The organism is Arcobacter pernae, assembly GCF_049472135.1.
GTDB lineage: Bacteria > Campylobacterota > Campylobacteria > Campylobacterales > Arcobacteraceae > Arcobacter_B.
The window spans coordinates 97108-114428 of sequence record NZ_JBMOVV010000003.1 but is presented as its reverse complement, the minus strand read 5'-3'; the positions used below and the strand labels follow the sequence as shown (position 1 = coordinate 114428).

Sequence of the window (17321 nt, the reverse complement as noted above, 5' to 3'; positions counted from 1 at the left end):
TGATGAACAAAAAATATACTCTTTTTACAGCCTTGTTTTTGATGGGAAATATTGCATATTCACAAGATTTAAAAACTAAAAATTTATATAATAAAAGTGCATATATCTCAAGTCAATGTTATACAAAAACTGTAAATGATTTAAATGAAAATATCTTACATAACCCATGTTTTAGCTGTCATACAAAAAACAAAGAACCAAACTTTACTTTGGCAGATGAGGATTTACAAGAGGCTTATGATTTTCCACAAGAGGCATTAAAAAATCCTTGGTTAAATCTTTTTAAAGATAGAACAAAACAGATAGAAACTATTTTAGATGATGAGATTTTAGCTTATGTAAAAGAAGATAATTATAAAAATGAAGATGGAAAAATCATTTTAGAAAATAAGTTAAAAAATCTATCTAATAATTGGGATTTTAATGAAAATGGTAAATGGGATGGTTATATTCCTGATGTATCTTTTAATTTTGATGAAGAAGGTTTTGATAAAGATATAAATGGGGTTTATACAGGTTGGAGAGCTTTTGCTTATTATCCTTTTTTAGGTACTTTTTGGCCTACAAATGGAAGTTTTGATGATGTTTTTATTAGACTTCCTAAAAGTTTTTATATAAATGAAAAAGGTTTATTTGATAAGGAACTTTATTTAGTTAATCTAGCAATAGTTGAGTCTTTGATAAAACAAAAAACAGTAAAAATTAAAAAAGTAGATGAACGAAAATATGGTTTTGATTTAAATCAAAATAAAAAACTAGATTTTGCAAATGAAGTAGTTTTTCATTGGAAAACTCCAAAATTTGATGTTAAAACAAATAGATTAAAAGGCTTTTCTATGTCATATGTAGGAGAAGCAAAAAAACTTTTAGAAGAAGGAAAACTTAAAATAGCACCTGGTTTATATCCTATTGGAACAGAGTTTGCTCATACAGTTAGGTATCTTGATATAAAAGATGGTGAAGTAAAAATGGCTTCTAGAATGAAAGAGTTTAGATATGCAAAAAAACATCATTGGAATAACTATACTCAGCTTTTAAATGCAGGTTATGCTGAAATAAAAGAGAAACATGATTTTCCTGATAGACTTGATACATATTTAGGAAATATGGAAATAGGACTTAGCAATAAAAGAGGCTGGCTTTACCAAGGTTTTATAGAAGATAAAAAAGGTGATTTACGACCTCAAACTTATGAAGAAACACTTTATTGTATGGGCTGTCATAGTAATATTGGGGTTACTGCTGATTCAACTTTTGTGTTTCAAAGAAAATTTGAAGGTGAAGATATGTCTTATGGTTGGTATCACTGGAGTAAAAAAGATTTAAAAGGTGTAAAAGATAGAATTTTAGAAGATGGTCAAACAGAGTATGTAAGATATTTAAAACTTAATAATGCAGGGGATGAATTTAGAGCAAATGATGAGATTATGGAAAAGTTTTTTGTTCAAAATTGGCAAGAAGATAAAAAGAATATTGAAAAAGATTTAATCTCAAAACTTGAAGAACCAAACCTTATTTTAAAACAAGAATGGAAATTAAAAAAAGATGAGATTGAAAAGCTAAAAGAAGATATTACTCATTTAATAATTCCAAGCAAAAAAAGAGCACTACAGTTAAATAAGGCATATAAGATTATTGTTGATGAACAAAGTTATATATATGGAAGAGATACTAATATCAAGCCAGCTACAAATGTTCATAAAGTCATAAAAAAAGGTCAAATGACACATTTACAAAAGGTTGAAAGATGATTGAGTATTACGGGAATTTTTTAAGTTATATAGTTTCAAAACAGCAGGAGTTAAACTTACTTATATCAGACTATTTTGATAGATTAGAAAGTGGAGAGAGTATGGTGTTTTTCTCTATACTATTTGTATCTTTTGTTTATGGTTTAGTTCATGCTTTAGGTCCTGGTCATGGAAAAATGGTAATAGCGAGTTATTTTTTAGCAAAAGAAGCAAAAATAAAAGAGGCTTTTAAAGCAGGTTTTTTAACATCAGTTATTCATACTATATCAGCACTTTTAATAACAGGTGTTTTATATCTGTTCTTTCAAAGAGCAGTAACAAAATATTTCCAAGAAATAAATGCAAATATGTATAAAGTATCAGCTGTGTTTATTATTTTAATTGCTTTATATTTACTTTATGAGGCACTTAAAGATAGAAATGAAGAAGAAAAATTACAAAGATTAAAAAGTAAGAATCTTTTAGCTGTCAGTTTATCTATAGGAATTGTTCCTTGTCCTGGTGTTATGACAATTGTTCTTTTCTCTATGATTTTGGGATATATAAATTTAGGGGTATTAAGTGCTGTAACGATGAGTATTGGTATGGGAATTACTATATCTTTAGCAGCAATATTAGCAACACAAGTTAAAAATGAAAGATTTAGAAATTATAGAAGTTATATGAATATTTTAACTTATGGAGCAATTATTTTATTAATAGCTTTAGGAGTGGCTTTATTAGTATGAAAAAGATTTTATTAACAACAGCATTTTTCACATCTATTAGTTTATATGCTCACCCACATTTTTTTATAGATTCAAATATTTCATTTGAAGATGGGAAAATAAAAAATGAGTGGTTATTTGATAGATTGAATTCAAGGGTTTTATTATTTGATTTTGATAGAAATTCAAATAAAAAGTTTGATGAAGATGAAAAAAAAGAGTTTATAAAAACTCATTTTAAAAGTTTGGAAGCTAATAACTATAATATATTTCTTGCTAGTGATGAAGAGTATAAAATAAAACCTTCAAATATAGATGTAAAGTTTGAAGCAAAAAGAGTATCTTTGAGTTTTGATATAGATGTTAAGTTAAGTGAAGAGTTTACTATGTGTACAATGGATGAGAAGATTTATATGGCATATAAACTAAATGAAATAAACTCACATAATAAACTAGGTGTTCAAAAAAGTGAATATGATTTTTGTTTAGGGGCTTCAAATGAATAGAATTTTAATAATTTTAGCTTTTTATGTTAGTTATAGTATTGCTCATCCAGTAAGTTACACAATAGATTTAAATGTATTTTACGATAAAAATACTCAAAAAGTAAAAGTTATTTGTAAAAGTAACAGTAAGAATAAATGTGGTTTATATAGTTATCATTTAGTTAATAAAAATGATGAAAATATAGTAACAAAGAGGTACCCTTTTCTAAAGAAATCATCTTTAGTAAAAGTCGATGAAAAGCCAACTAAAATGATTTTCTTTTTAAGAAAAGTGCCTGAACATAGTTATATCAAAATATTTGAATAAGAAATATAACATATATATTAAAAACTCAACAATAAAACTAAATTATCTTCATATGAATAATTTTTTACAGTTTAAATAGTGGTTATTAACCATTATTTAATTGTAACTTTTTTGTAATTCTCCTTTATTAGAATTTTCGCACAAATGACAAGGATGTCTTAAAAACTATTTTGATAAAGGAAATCTATGAAAAAGAATTATATGGGAATGAGTTTAGTCGCTTCTGCAATTTTAGCTTCAATTACTTTTGTTGGATGTGGAAGTTCATCTTCTTCTCAAACATCAACTGGAACATTAAATTTAAATCCAAATTTAGCGAATATTGATTATACATGTGGAGAAACAAGTGGAACAACAAACTCTAATGGTGAGTACACTTATGTTTCTGGACAAACATGTACATTTATGATTGGAGGAAAAGAGTTAAAAGCAACTCCTAGTTCAAAACTTACTATTGCTGGGATTGCTGAGCAAAATGAGGGAGTTTCAAGTGAAGCTTTATCTGCTTATATTATTGCAAAAATGAGTAAAAAAACTGGAAAAGATTATGATGTAAATAATCTTCCAGAGACTTTTGACTTACCTGAGGATATTGAAGGAAGTTCTTCAAATGCTTTAGACTTTTCTTCTATTGATAAATTATCAGAAAAACTTGATGATGCAGATATAAAAGAGAAAATCAAAAAGATTAAAATTGATGTAAGTAAAAAGTTTGCAAATAAAGTTGATGTAAAGTTTAAAGAGATTGAAACACCTACAACTGATGTTACAAAAACAACTAGACAAGCATCTTCTGAAGTTGTGATAAATGGTAAAACTCAAAATATTTCATATAAAACTATTTTAGCTACAGGTGATAGCAATAATGGTGAGGTATTTGGTTTATCAAAAGATTATATGGATGAAGCAATTACTTTTAGTGGTGGAACTGTAGATGATGGTTCACCATATATTTGTAATGGTACAAACAGTGGAGTTGGTTCAGGGCTTGATTATAGTTCATTTTTAAATAAAGATGGAAAACTTTATATGGTATCTCAATTTGAATGTCAAGTTGGTTCTATGTATATGGTTGAGTTAGAGCAAAATAAAGAGACTGGTGAGTTAAGTGCAAAAGATAATAGTATGAAGTTTATCTCTCAAAAAGATGAATTTGGTGGATTTGTTCATTGTGCAGGACAAAAGACACCATGGGAATCTCACTTAGGTTCAGAAGAGTATGAGCCAGATGCAAAATCTGTTGAACAAGGGGCAGATTCAGTTACTGGATTAACTGGAAATAAATATTATGATGAGGTTGCAAAATTCTGGAAAGGTGATGCAAAAAAAATGTCACCATACTACTATGGTTGGACTCCTGAGGTAAAAATCACTGATGAGGGTGAAGCTGATTATACAAAACACTATGCAATGGGAAGAATGTCTCATGAGTTAGCTTATGTTATGCCTGATAATAAAACAGTATATTTATCAGATGATGGAACAAATGTTGGATTATTTATGTTTGTTGCTGACAAAGCAAAAGATTTAAGTGCTGGTACATTATATGCAGCTAAATGGAATCAAACTTCACAAGCAGGAGTTGGAGCAGGTGAAGCTGATATTACATGGGTTAACTTAGGACATGCAACAAATAGTGAAATTAGAGCTTATTTAGATAAAGATTCAAATATTGCTACAAATGATGCTATTAAATTCTCTGATATATTTGATGTAGTTGCAGGAGATAAAGATGCAGGTACTTGTCCTACAGATTATAAAGCTGTAAATACTAGTGCTGGTTTTGAGTGTTTAAATCTTAAAGATGGTATGCAAAAAGCTGCTTCAAGACTAGAGTCAAGAAGATATGCAGCTTATATGGGTGCTACAACAGAGTTTAGAAAAGAAGAGGGTATTACTTTTGATAAAAACTCTGGAAAACTTTATGTTGCTATGAGTTCAGTTGAAAGAGGAATGGAAGATAATAGTAGTAATGACCTTGGTGGAAATAATGATATTAAAGTTGAAAAAAATAAATGTGGAGCTATTTATTCACTTGATGTAAATACAGAAGCTGCAAAAGATACTGCTGATAATACAATTGATTCTGAATATGTAGTAAAAAATATGAATGCTATTTTAACAGGAACTCAAACTACTTACGATAGTGGTTCTATTTATGCAAATAATACTTGTGATGTAAATGGTATTTCTAATCCTGATAATGTTACATTTTTAGAAAATTCTGATATTTTAATGATTGGTGAAGATACAGGAAGTCATGAAAACAATGTAGTTTGGGCATATAATGTTAAAACTAAAGAGTTAACAAGAACCTTTACAACTCCACTTGATGCTGAAACAACTTCACCATTTTGGTATAACAATTTAGCAAATGGATATGGATATTTATCAGTTGTAACACAACACCCAATGGATGACCAAGTAGGTGCAACACTTGCTCAAAAACAATCTACAATTGGTTATGTAGGACCATTTAAAAATTTAGATGAGTTAAAAGAGACACCAAAGTTAAACTCTTTTGAAAAGTTAGCTGTATTAAAAACTTCAATAGAAGGTGGAAGTGAGATTGTAGCTTTTGATAGTACGACAAATAGAATGTTTACTACAAATGGTGCAAACAATGCTTTAGATATTAATACTGTTTCTTATAATGAAGATAAAAAAACGATGAGCTTAACATCATTTAAATCAGTTGATTTATCAACTTATGGTGCAGGTGTAAACTCTGTTGCAGTTACAAATGGAAAAGTTGCTGTTGCAGTTGAAAAAGTAGATTCACAAGATACATCAAAACAAGTAAAAGGTTCTGTTGTAGTATTTGATACAGCAGGAGAGCATATTGAAACTATTGAAGTTGGATATTTACCTGATATGGTTACATTTAACGAAGATGGCTCAAAAATAATTGTAGCAAATGAGGGTGAGCCAAATAGTGATTACTCTTATGACCCAAAAGGTTCAGTTGGAATTATTGATGTTGCTAATGATTATACATATACAGATTTAACTTTTGATGGTATTGAAATTCCAAGTGATGTTGTATTAAAAGATGGTGTTGATGCTTCTTTAGATTTAGAGCCTGAGTATATTACTGTTTCAGGAAATAAAGCTTATGTAACACTTCAAGAAAATAATGCTTTAGCTATTGTTGATATTGCTTCTAAAAAGATTGATTCAGTTGTTGCATTAGGATTTAAAGATCATTCTAAAGAAGAAAATGCAATTGATATTGAAGAAGAAGGTATTACAATGCTTAAAACTTACAAAGGTTTATATGGTATGTATCAACCAGATTCAATTGCTTCTTACAAAATAGGTTCAAAAACATATTTAGTAACAGCAAATGAGGGTGATGGAAGAGAGTATGGTGAGTATACAAATGAGACTAAAATAAATAAATTATCATTAGACTCTTCAATTGCTGATGTATATGCAAATGAAAATGACTTAAAAGTTAATAATGAATTAGGTAAAAATAGTTCAGGAAATTATGAAAAACTATATACTTTTGGTGCTAGATCATTCTCTATTTGGGATGAAAATGGTGCTTTAGTATTTGATAGTAAAAATGAATTATCAAAATTAACTGCTAAGTTTATGCCTAGTTTATTTAACCAAGATGATGGAGAAAAAGATGGAAGAAGTGGAAATAAAGGTGTTGAACCAGAAGCTTTAACTGTTGGAGAAGTAAACGATAGAACTTATGCATTTATTGGTTTAGAAAGACAAAATGCAATTGTAATTTATGATATTACAGATGCACAAAATGCAAAGTTTGTTAAATTTATAAAATCAAATAAAAATGAAAATATTTCACCAGAAGGTATGAAATTTGTAGAGCCTAAAAACAGTCCTACTGGAAGTGCTTTACTTATGGTTGCATACGAGGTAAGTGGTTCAACTGCTATTTATGAAATTAAATAAAACTCTTTAAAAACTTTTCTTACAAAACTTATGTTAAAATCCCCTTTTTGAAGGGGGATTTTACAAATGAATAAATCTGATATTACAAATTTAGCTGCGTTATTACTTATGGCTTATGGTTATTCAAATGGCTATGATACTATTTTTGTTGTAGGACTTTTTGCCTTAAGTGGTTCTATTACAAATACACTTGCAATTCATATGTTGTTTGAAAAAGTTCCATATCTTTATGGTTCTGGTGTTATTGAAAATAAATTTTCACAATTTAAAAAATCAATTCATGATTTATTAATGAATCAATTTTTTACAAAAGAACATCTAAAAAGATTTTTTGAAGATGAGGTAAATAGTGCAAAAAACACTGTTGATTTTGAAAAAATCTTAAACAAAACTGATTTTACACCTGCATATGATTCACTAAAAAGTGCTGTAATGGAATCATCTTTTGGTGGAATGTTAGGAATGTTTGGCGGAGAGCAAGCTTTAGAGCCATTAAAAGAGCCTTTTACTAAAAAGCTTAGAAGTTCAATTGTTGATATTTCAAAAAGTGATTCTTTTCAAGCTGTTTTAAATGAAGCACTAAAATCAGATGATTTAACTGATGATATTTACGATAAACTAAGTTCAATCGTAAATAAAAGACTAGATGAATTAACACCTAAAATGGTAAAAGAAATGATTCAAAAAATAATTAGAGAACATTTAGGATGGCTAGTTGTGTGGGGTGCCGTTTTTGGTGGACTAATTGGTTTTGTTTCAACTTTTTTATAATTTTAAAATATAAAACTATAGAGCTTTTTTTCTCTATAGTTTTCTTCTTCTTTTTCTATCATAAAAATTATATTAAATCCTTATTAAATAATTATTTTTTACATTTTAAAATACTTAAGATTTATTAATCTAAGTTTTTTTTAAGGTCTACTTTAAAAATGCTAAGATATACTTGTTATATGAACAAAATAAGTCCAAGGAGCATATCATGAAAGCTATAGTGACTTCTGCTTTAATACTCACAGCAGTTTCAACAATTAATTTAAATGCTTTAACACTTAAAGAAGCATTAGATGATACTTTACATACTAATCCTGTTATTTTAGAACGCTTAAAAAATTATGATAAAACAGCATATGATTTAAAGATTGCAAAGTCTGAATATGCCCCTGTCATTGATTTTGTAAGTAGGTTTGGTTATGAAAAGACTTATGAAAAACACACGAGTGCAGGTTTTCAAGAACGTGGTTTAAATATTTATAGAAACTCTCTTACTTTAACTCAAAACCTTTTTAATGGTTTAGGTACGAAATACCGAGTTAATTATGAAAAAGCTAGAGTTATGGCTGCTGCATATAATTATGTAGAAAAAACAAATGATGTTGCTTTTAATCTAGTTAGAGAGTATATAAATGTAATAAAATTTAATAAACTACTTGCTTTAGAGAAAGAGAATATTTCATTAACGCAAAATATTTTAAAGAAAACACAAGATTTAAGTGATTCTGGAGCTGGTTTATTATCTGATGTAAAAAAGGTTGATTCAAGTTTACAATTAGCAGAGTTTAATTATTTAACTCAAAAAAATAATTTAATGGATGCAAAATATAACCTTGGTAAAATATTAGGTACAAAAGTAAATTCAGAGACTTTAGAAGATCCTGTTTTTGATTATAAATTACCGACTTCTTTAGAAGATGCTTCAAAATATGCTATTAAGCATAATCCTTCGATGTTAGTTACTAATCATAATATTAATACTGCAAAATTTGCTTTTAAAAAAGCAAAATATAAATTTATGCCAACATTAGACTTTGAGTTTGCATATAACTTAGATAAAAATACTGGAGGAGAGGTTGGTCATTCAAGAGATTATTCAGCACTTCTAGTATTTAAACAAAATTTATATAGAGGGCACTCTGATGTAAATAGTGTAAGAAAAAGTAGAATTAATATTATGCAAGAGTATGAAATTCAAAGAGAGATAAAAAGACAGATAATAGAAGGGCTTCAATTATCATGGTCAGCTTATACAATGATTGAAAAACAATTAGCATTTTTAAATTCATATTTAGAACAAAGTAAAGCTACATTAGATTTATACAAAGAAGAGTTTGAAGATGGTACTAGAACTTTAATAGATTTATTAACTGCTCAAGATGAATATATCTCAGCAAGAAATAAATTGATAAATGCGAAATATGATTGGTTATTCTCAAAATATAGAATATTAGATTCAATGGGAGAAATGGTTAACTCTTTATTTGAAGATACAAAAGAAGTTTACAAACCATTATTTGCAAATTATAATCCAATTAGTCAACACAATGCACCAATAAGTAAAGATAGAGATAAAGATGGAATTATAGATGAAATTGATTTATGTGATAGCTCAACTTTAGATTTTGAAATTGATATGTATGGTTGTGATACTAAAAATAAAATTGAAAAAAATAATGGAAATACTTCAAGTATAGATGATTCTTTTGAAAAAGATTTTATTGGCAAAGAGAATGGATTTACATTAAGTTTAGCAACATTTTCATCACAAGAAGAAGTTGATAAATTTATAGCAAGTAGCAAATTGGCAGATGATTATATGGTAATACCATATAAAACAAAAAAGAATAAACAACTATATAAAATCGTTTCTGGTATGTATGATAGTAAAAAAAACGCAAGGTATGCATTAGCTAAATTACCAAATATTGTAAAAGAAAATAGACCATATATGGAAAATTTAAAAGATGTAAAAGAGTTTTATTTCACACATAATTAACACTACTTTAAATAGAAAGTATTTAAAGGGGTAAACATGAAAAATTATAATAACATAGAAGGTTTATATACTTTAGTAGATTGTCTAGTTACATATACTAAATTTTATCATAAACCTTTTACTAGAGAAGCTCTTACTTATGGTTTACCTATTGAGAAAGGCTTAAAAGAAGCTAATCTATTTTCAATAAGTAGTTCAAAAGGATTATTCTCTCGAGCTGCACAAAATGCTGGATTAAAAACTAAGTTTGTAAAAAGAGATTTAAAAGATTTTTCAAAACTGCAGTTACCTGTTATTCTTCTTTTATCAGATAATAATGCATGTTTACTTGACTCTTTTTCTGATGATAAAAAGAAATTGAAAATTATCTCTGAATTAGATGGTGATATAGTTGAACAGTGGTATGATTTTGATTCTATTAATAATGAGTATTTAGGTTTTGCTGTTTTAATAAAAAAAGGCTTTAATTATAAAGATATTGATTTAAGAAATAATCTTAGATTTGAAGATAAACATTGGTTTTGGAGTACTTTAAATCTATCAAGAGGCATCTATTTTGATGTTATTTTTGCTTCATTTCTTGTAAATATATTTGTTTTAGCTACACCTTTATTTACTATGAGTGTTTATGATAGAGTTATTCCAAATAATGCAGTTGAGACACTTTGGTTTTTTGCTATTGGTGTTTTTATTGTTTACTCTTTAGATATTTTACTAAAAATATTAAGAAGTTATTTTCTTGAAATTGCAGCAAGAAAAAGTGATATTATCATGTCTTCATTGATATTTGAGAAAGTATTAGGTCTTAAACTTGAAGATATTCCTAAACCAATAGGTGCTTTTGCAAATAGTCTAAAAAACTTTGATGTAATAAGATCTTTTTTTACAAATGCTACATTAGTCTCTTTTATTGATTTACCTTTTACAATTATATTCTTAACTGTAATTTACTATATTGGTGGTTCTATTGTTATTATTCCTTTATCAGTAATTGCTGTAATTTTACTTACTGCTTTAATTTTAAAAAGTCCTATTCAAGAAAAAATTAAAAAGATTAATGAAATAGTTTCTAAAAAAAATGCCATATTAATTGAAGTTTTAAATAATATGGAAACTCTAAAAAGTTTAGGAAACTCAAACAATGTTCAATGGGACTGGGAAGAGAGTAATGGAAAAATAGCTCAAGAGGGACTAAGATCAAGAATGTATGCAACATTTATTCCTCAATTTACTTCTTTGCTAATTCAGTTAAATACGGTTGCTGTGATTATTTATGGAGTGTATTTAATTGAAGATTTTTCACTTACAATGGGTGGATTAATTGCTGTGGTTATTTTAAGTTCTAGAAGTGTTGCACCAATGGGGCAAGCAGCAGGTTTAATAACTAATTATGAAGATGCAGCAAATGCCTATAATATTTTAAATGAACTTATGCAAAAAGAAGTTGAAAGACCTAAAAATAAAAGTTTCGTTTCTCATAAAGGTTTTGAAGGAAAGATAGAGTTCCGAAATGTATCTTTTTCTTATCCAAATTGTGATGTTGAAATTTTAAAAAATGTATCTTTTGTTATAAATCCAGGGGAACATGTGGCAATATTAGGAAAAATTGGTTCAGGGAAAAGTACGATTTTAAAACTTTTACTAAAGCTATATACTCCTACTGAAGGAACAATTTTAATTGATGATATTGATTTAGCTCAAATTGATCCTGCTGATTTAAGAAGAAGCTTTGGGTATGTTTCTCAAAATGTATCCTTATTTCACGGAACACTAAAAGATAATATAACTTTTAGGGCTTCATATGTAAATGATGAAGAAATGATAAAAGCTGCAAATATATCTACAGTTGATAAGTTTGCAAATATTCACCCAAGAGGTTATGAAATGGAAATTGGGGAGAATGGTGAAGGTTTATCTGGTGGACAAATTCAAGCTGTAGGTATCGCAAGAGTTTTTTTATTTGATTATCCTGTAATGCTTTTTGATGAACCAACAAGTTCTATGGATAGACAAACAGAAATAAATGTTTTAAAAAATCTATCTTTATCTTTGCAGAATAAAACTATGGTCTTAGTAACACAAAAAATGTCTTTATTAGATTTAGTAGAAAAAGTTATAGTTATCAATAATAAAGGTGTATATATTAATGGAAAAAAAGAAGATGTAATAAAACTATTATCTGAAGGAGGAAGTTATGAGTAAATATAACTATTCCCAAGATGATTATAAATTTATGAATAGTTTAAGTGCAGCAGTACTTGAACAAACACCAAAAAGATTAAGACTTTTTCTTTGGTTCCTTATCCTTTCTGTTTCGGCTTTAATTGGCTGGGCATACTATGCACAGATTGATGAGATAGTAAGAGGAGAAGGGAAAGTAGTACCTCGTAGTGAGAATAAAATTGTTCAAAATTTAGAAGGTGGTATTATTAAAGAAATCCTTGTAAAAGAGGGTGATATAGTAAAAAAAGGAGAGATCTTACTTAAGTTAAGTAATGAAAAGTCTAAAGCTGATTATGAAGCTACCAAACTTAAATCTTTGGAATTAACGGCAAAAATTATTAGATTAGAAGCTGAGGTTAATGAGAAAGATTTTGATATAGATGATTTTAGTAAAAATGATGTAATTCACTATTTAAAAAATGAGAAGAAGCTTTTTGATATAAATCGTAACAATTTAGAACTTCAAACAAAAGTTTTAGAAGAACAGTTAAAGCAAAAAATTAATGACTTATCCTCTGCAAAATCTAGTTTAAGTTATTTAAGAAATGAGTATAGATTAATTTCAGAAGAAATAAGAATCGCTGAACCCTTAGTTCAAAGAAAATTAAGATCTAAGGCAGATTTTTTAAAGCTAAGAAGAGAAGCTAATAATATTCGAAAAGAGTTAGAAAATATTAAGCATTTAATTCCAAAAACAAATTTCATTATTAGTGAGTTTGAGACAAAAATAAATGAAATAAAAGATACTTTTAAAAAAGAATCACAAGAAGAACTTAATAAAACAATTGCAGAGTTAGAAAGAGTTAATGCAACTATAAATAATCTAAAAGATAAAGTTGTAAGAACAAATGTATATTCACCAACAAATGGAATTGTACAACAAATATTTTTCAAAACAATTGGTGGAGTTACAAAACCAGGAGAGTATTTAGTTGAGATTGTACCAACAGGAGAAACACTTTTAATTGAAACAAAAATCAAACCTGCTGATATTGCATTTATATATTTTCAACAAAAAGCAAAAGTTAAATTTACAGCTTATGACTACTCTATTTTTGGTGGTTTAGATGGAAATGTTATAAAAATAAGTGCAGATACAGAAGTTGATGAAAATAAAGAGAGTTTTTATACTGTTCATATTCAAACTACAAAAAACCATTTATCAAAAGATGGAAAAGAGTTAGCAATAATTCCTGGAATGGTTGTTAATGTAGATATATTAACTGGTAAAAAAACAGTCTTAGATTATATTCTAAAACCAATTTTAAAAGCAAAACAATACACATTTACGGAAAGATAATATGAAAGTAGTAGTATATTCAAAAGATATAAACCTTATAGATAGATATGAGTTTTTACTAATGAATTATAATTATGAAATATTTAGTAATTATGATGATTTGTTTATTGAGTCAAAAAAGAGAAGTGTGGTAATCCTTGCAAATATAGAAGAGTGTGGGGATAATATTGAGTCATTTATTACTCCATTGGTTAATCAATATTGTTATTTAATGATTCTTGATTCTATTCCTACATATGAAAAAGGTAAAAGATTGATTTCCCTTGGTGTAAGGGGATATGGTAATCTTTATATGGATGATATTCACTTAAAAGAGGCGATTAATACTATTGAAGATGGTAATATTTGGCTTTATCCTGAGTTTATTAATGAAACTATACATAGAATGAGATATGAAAATAAAGAAGAGAGTATAGATGAAAAATTAAGTATTTTAACACAAAGGGAAAAAGAAGTTGCTCTTCTTGTAATAAAAAAATATACCTATCAAGAAATCTCAGATGAATTAAAAATCTCTTTGAGAACAGTAAAAGCTCACACTAAAAATATATATGAAAAATTTAATGTTTTAAATAGATTATCATTTATTCTTTTATTTAACTAATTTCACAATTTGCACCAAAGTACAATAGATTTTTAGCTTATGCTTTTATTATACTAATAATAAATAGTATAAGGAGTTTATCATGGCACAAGAAATTGGTAAAGTAAGTGAAGTAAGTGGCTCTTTTTTTATTAAGAACCCTGAGGGAAATATTAGCATTTTAAAAAATGGTGATATTATAAGTGATGGTGATATTGTACTTGGTAGTGGTTCTAATAGTGGCGCTGATAAAATAAGAGTGTTATTAGCAGATAACTCAAAAACTATTACTATTTCTGGAAATGAAGAACAACTTTTTGATGAAACAATGTTAAGTTCAGAATTAAGTAGTGAAACTGTTTTTCAAGACAGAGAATTAAATGAATTATTATCAGACTCTATCAATAATAAGAGTGAAGAACTTACTGAAGATAATCAGCTTAACAACTTACTAGCTGAATCTTTAAATAATAATGATACTCCTAATAATCAAAATGATGTAGCTACATTAACATTAGATGATATTGAAAACTTAGATGCAGCAGCTGCAGGTGCAGAAACACCTACAGATACAGAACTTTTAACAGCAAGATTAGAAGATAGAACAGGTGCAGAAGTTGATGTAAATACAGATTTAAGAGAAGCAACATTAAATACAACTCCTGATGATACTTTAGTTGAAGGTGTTGATACAATAACTGCTCCTGACGCAGTTTTAACTTTATTTGATGTTAATACTTCAGAAGGAAGTCAAGGTAGTGTAGTTTCTGCAAGTTTAGATCAAACTCCTCTTTCATCATTAGAAATAACATTATCAAATGGTGCAGTTTTAACATTTGGGACAACTTATGTTCCTGGAACAATAGTGAACTCTACACCTTTTTCAATTCAAGATGATGATGCCTATATTGATGCTGAGTCGTATAATATTGTCGGAACTTCATTTGTTGGAGGAGGTTTTAATAGCCTTATTAGTAATGAAGCTACAGTTAATATTTCGGATACAATTAATACAACAACAGTAGAAGTAACAACAAGTGATGTAACAGAGAATGATGCAAGTGTAACATTTAACTTCCAAACATCAAATGCACCAGATAGTGGAGTTCCATCAAGCTTAACAGTACAAATAGCAGGAGAGGTAGGAACAAGAACAGTAACATTAGATGCAAGTGGAGCAGGAAGTTTAACAATCGCAACACAAGATATGGATCCATATGTAGATCCAGATTCAATAACAGCAACAGTAACATCAATTAATGGAGGGAACTTCGAAGATACATCAGTAACAGGAGCAACAGCAACAGCACAAATAGCAGATGTAGATGATACAACAGTATTAACAATAAATGAAACCCTAAATAATGACAGTACATATACATATACAGCAGTTGTTACTAATACACCAGATACATCAACTCCTTTAGTTGTTACTTTAGAAGATGGAACAACTATTACAATTACCAATCCAGATACAAGTAGTAGTGTAACCTTATTAACACAAGTAAATAGCGTTACAAGTGTTACTGGAGGTAATTATGAAGATTTAGATGTTATTTACGGTTTTGGTCAAAATGCAATTATGGCTATAGATACTACAAATAATGAGATAAATGATATTGATTTAAATATAAGTAAGTTTGATTCTGATGATATCAATACTCAGTTAGGCGTTTCATCAATAAATTTAACACCAGAAGTTGATGCAGATGGTTTTGCTATTAATATCAATGGAGAAAAATTAACATCAACAGATAATTTAGGTCAACCTAGTGAAACAGTGTATTATATTAAATATGAAACATTAGGTTCGGGAGAAGTAAATGCTATAAGAGCAGATTCTTCAGGTAACATAGTTTCTCCACAAGAAGTGGTATTTACTATTACTCCAAATGTATCTAGTGAGTCATACTCTATTGCATTAGGAGATTATACTTTAGATGGTGCAGGACATACTTTAATAAACATCTTTGATCAAAGTGGTTCCCTAGGTGGAGGTAATGCTCATAGTTTATTATTTAATATTGACCAACTATATGTATTAGCAACAACGACAGACTCAAGTGGTAGTGCTGGTACAATAAAAGGAAGTGGTGCATTTGATCCTTATACTGTAAATTACTCATCTGGTAATGGTATGGGTGTAAATGGAGGTAATTCTCTTGGTGCTGATGAAGTTTTATATTTAAACTTTACAGATAGTACTTTAAGTACACAAATGCAAGATGATTTACTTGTTGATACTGATCAATATGATAATACAATATTAAACTCTATTGACAATAGAGTTTATGCACAAAATAATGCTAAATATTTAAGTGAGACAAAATTTACATTTTCAAAATGGGGATCAGGTGATCAAGCAGAATGGAAAGCATTTAATGGTGATGTATTAGTTTCACAAGGTATTCAACCTTATGTGAGTAGTAATGATATTCTAACAATTACTTCAGAGGTTACAAATATCTCTACTACAAATGCAAATTGGTCTATAGTAAATGGTGTTCTTACTAATACAGGAGCAACAAATGATACAGAAACTATTTCATACTCTATTGATGGAGGAGCTACTATAATCACTGCTTCCATTTCACTAAATGCAGGAGATAGTTTTGATTTTAATTCATATAATGAAATACAATTTACTGCCAATGCAGGAGATTTTGCAATTGATACAATGAGTGCGACAGGTACAGAAAAAATTGCTCCTGAAAACCAAGTAATTAATGTTGAAGTTGAAACATCAGATGGAACAGCAACAGCAACTGGTAATATGCAAATTACTTTTGATGGAGATAAAGCCTTAGTTGGTACAGATGAAGATGAAGTATTTGATTATTCTTCAGCTACTTCAATAGATGGAGGTGCTGGTAGTGATGAATTAGTATTAAGTTTAAATGATGGAAATATTGATTTCTCAGCTTTAAATAATCCAGAAATTAAAAATATTGAATCTATAAATCTAGATGAAGGAAATCACTCTTTAACAAAACTATCTTTAGATGATGTTATTCAAATGACAGACTCTACTGATAAAACACTAGTTATCAAAGGAGATTTAAGTGATTCTGTTGAGTTAAAAGATACAACAGGAACATGGGCAACTTCATCAACACAAATTATTGATAATGTAACTTATGATGTATACACAAATACAGATGATAGTACATACAAAGTTTTAATTCAAACAGATATTGTAGATACAATAGTTTAACATCTAACTTCGGTTAGATGTTATCTTTTTTGC

Annotated in this window: 11 protein-coding genes; all 11 read left to right on the top strand. The window is 28.2% G+C overall.

The window, feature by feature from the left end; all coding sequences use genetic code 11:
• Window positions 1-2: 2 nt before the first annotated feature.
• Window positions 3-1751 carry an Aq_1262 family (lipo)protein gene (locus tag ACH5BF_RS04665; protein WP_423273031.1) on the top strand — a complete coding sequence of 583 codons (1749 nt, stop codon included), beginning with the start codon at window positions 3-5 and terminating at the stop codon, window positions 1749-1751.
• Complete coding sequence (locus tag ACH5BF_RS04660; RefSeq protein ID WP_423273029.1) at window positions 1748-2479, top strand: nickel/cobalt transporter; 732 nt, start codon at window positions 1748-1750, stop codon at window positions 2477-2479. Before ACH5BF_RS04665 ends, ACH5BF_RS04660 begins: the two co-directional genes overlap by 4 nt.
• Window positions 2476-2964 carry a DUF1007 family protein gene (locus tag ACH5BF_RS04655; RefSeq protein ID WP_423273028.1) on the top strand — a complete coding sequence of 163 codons (489 nt, stop codon included), beginning with the start codon at window positions 2476-2478 and terminating at the stop codon, window positions 2962-2964. Before ACH5BF_RS04660 ends, ACH5BF_RS04655 begins: the two co-directional genes overlap by 4 nt.
• The gene (locus ACH5BF_RS04650; RefSeq protein WP_423273027.1) at window positions 2957-3271 is read left to right on the top strand and encodes a hypothetical protein; all 315 of its coding nucleotides are present in this window, start codon (window positions 2957-2959) and stop codon (window positions 3269-3271) included. Before ACH5BF_RS04655 ends, ACH5BF_RS04650 begins: the two co-directional genes overlap by 8 nt.
• A 186-nt stretch (window positions 3272-3457) precedes the next feature.
• On the top strand, window positions 3458-7198 hold the full coding sequence (locus ACH5BF_RS04645) for a choice-of-anchor I family protein (protein WP_423273026.1): 3741 nt from the start codon (window positions 3458-3460) through the stop codon (window positions 7196-7198).
• 66 nt (window positions 7199-7264) lie between these two features.
• Window positions 7265-7969 carry a DUF445 domain-containing protein gene (locus tag ACH5BF_RS04640; protein ID WP_423273025.1) on the top strand — a complete coding sequence of 235 codons (705 nt, stop codon included), beginning with the start codon at window positions 7265-7267 and terminating at the stop codon, window positions 7967-7969.
• A 208-nt stretch (window positions 7970-8177) separates the two neighbouring features.
• Entirely contained in the window at window positions 8178-9968 is a 1791-nt protein-coding gene (locus ACH5BF_RS04635; protein WP_423273024.1) for a TolC family outer membrane protein, read from the top strand.
• A 36-nt stretch (window positions 9969-10004) separates the two neighbouring features.
• Window positions 10005-12170 carry a type I secretion system permease/ATPase gene (locus tag ACH5BF_RS04630; protein ID WP_423273023.1) on the top strand — a complete coding sequence of 722 codons (2166 nt, stop codon included), beginning with the start codon at window positions 10005-10007 and terminating at the stop codon, window positions 12168-12170.
• Window positions 12163-13491, top strand: a complete 1329-nt coding sequence (locus ACH5BF_RS04625; protein ID WP_423273021.1) for an HlyD family type I secretion periplasmic adaptor subunit — start codon at window positions 12163-12165, stop codon at window positions 13489-13491. Before ACH5BF_RS04630 ends, ACH5BF_RS04625 begins: the two co-directional genes overlap by 8 nt.
• A 1-nt stretch (window position 13492) precedes the next feature.
• Window positions 13493-14095 (top strand): response regulator transcription factor, encoded by a 603-nt coding sequence (locus ACH5BF_RS04620; protein ID WP_423273020.1) that lies wholly within the window; start codon window positions 13493-13495, stop codon window positions 14093-14095.
• An 82-nt stretch (window positions 14096-14177) separates the two neighbouring features.
• Window positions 14178-17288: an immunoglobulin-like domain-containing protein gene (locus ACH5BF_RS04615; RefSeq protein WP_423273019.1), complete on the top strand. Its 3111-nt coding sequence runs from the start codon at window positions 14178-14180 to the stop codon at window positions 17286-17288.
• The last annotated feature ends 33 nt before the right edge of the window (window positions 17289-17321 follow it).

What these genes read in the sequence shown, in the direction of transcription:
- ACH5BF_RS04665 (WP_423273031.1), top strand. Translation starts at nt 3, where the DNA reads ATGAACAAAAAATATACTCTTTTTACAGCCTTGTTTTTGATGGGAAAT.
- ACH5BF_RS04660 (WP_423273029.1), top strand. Translation starts at nt 1,748, where the DNA reads ATGATTGAGTATTACGGGAATTTTTTAAGTTATATAGTTTCAAAACAG.
- ACH5BF_RS04655 (WP_423273028.1), top strand. Translation starts at nt 2,476, where the DNA reads ATGAAAAAGATTTTATTAACAACAGCATTTTTCACATCTATTAGTTTA.
- ACH5BF_RS04650 (WP_423273027.1), top strand. Translation starts at nt 2,957, where the DNA reads ATGAATAGAATTTTAATAATTTTAGCTTTTTATGTTAGTTATAGTATT.
- ACH5BF_RS04645 (WP_423273026.1), top strand. Translation starts at nt 3,458, where the DNA reads ATGAAAAAGAATTATATGGGAATGAGTTTAGTCGCTTCTGCAATTTTA.
- ACH5BF_RS04640 (WP_423273025.1), top strand. Translation starts at nt 7,265, where the DNA reads ATGAATAAATCTGATATTACAAATTTAGCTGCGTTATTACTTATGGCT.
- ACH5BF_RS04635 (WP_423273024.1), top strand. Translation starts at nt 8,178, where the DNA reads ATGAAAGCTATAGTGACTTCTGCTTTAATACTCACAGCAGTTTCAACA.
- ACH5BF_RS04630 (WP_423273023.1), top strand. Translation starts at nt 10,005, where the DNA reads ATGAAAAATTATAATAACATAGAAGGTTTATATACTTTAGTAGATTGT.
- ACH5BF_RS04625 (WP_423273021.1), top strand. Translation starts at nt 12,163, where the DNA reads ATGAGTAAATATAACTATTCCCAAGATGATTATAAATTTATGAATAGT.
- ACH5BF_RS04620 (WP_423273020.1), top strand. Translation starts at nt 13,493, where the DNA reads ATGAAAGTAGTAGTATATTCAAAAGATATAAACCTTATAGATAGATAT.
- ACH5BF_RS04615 (WP_423273019.1), top strand. Translation starts at nt 14,178, where the DNA reads ATGGCACAAGAAATTGGTAAAGTAAGTGAAGTAAGTGGCTCTTTTTTT.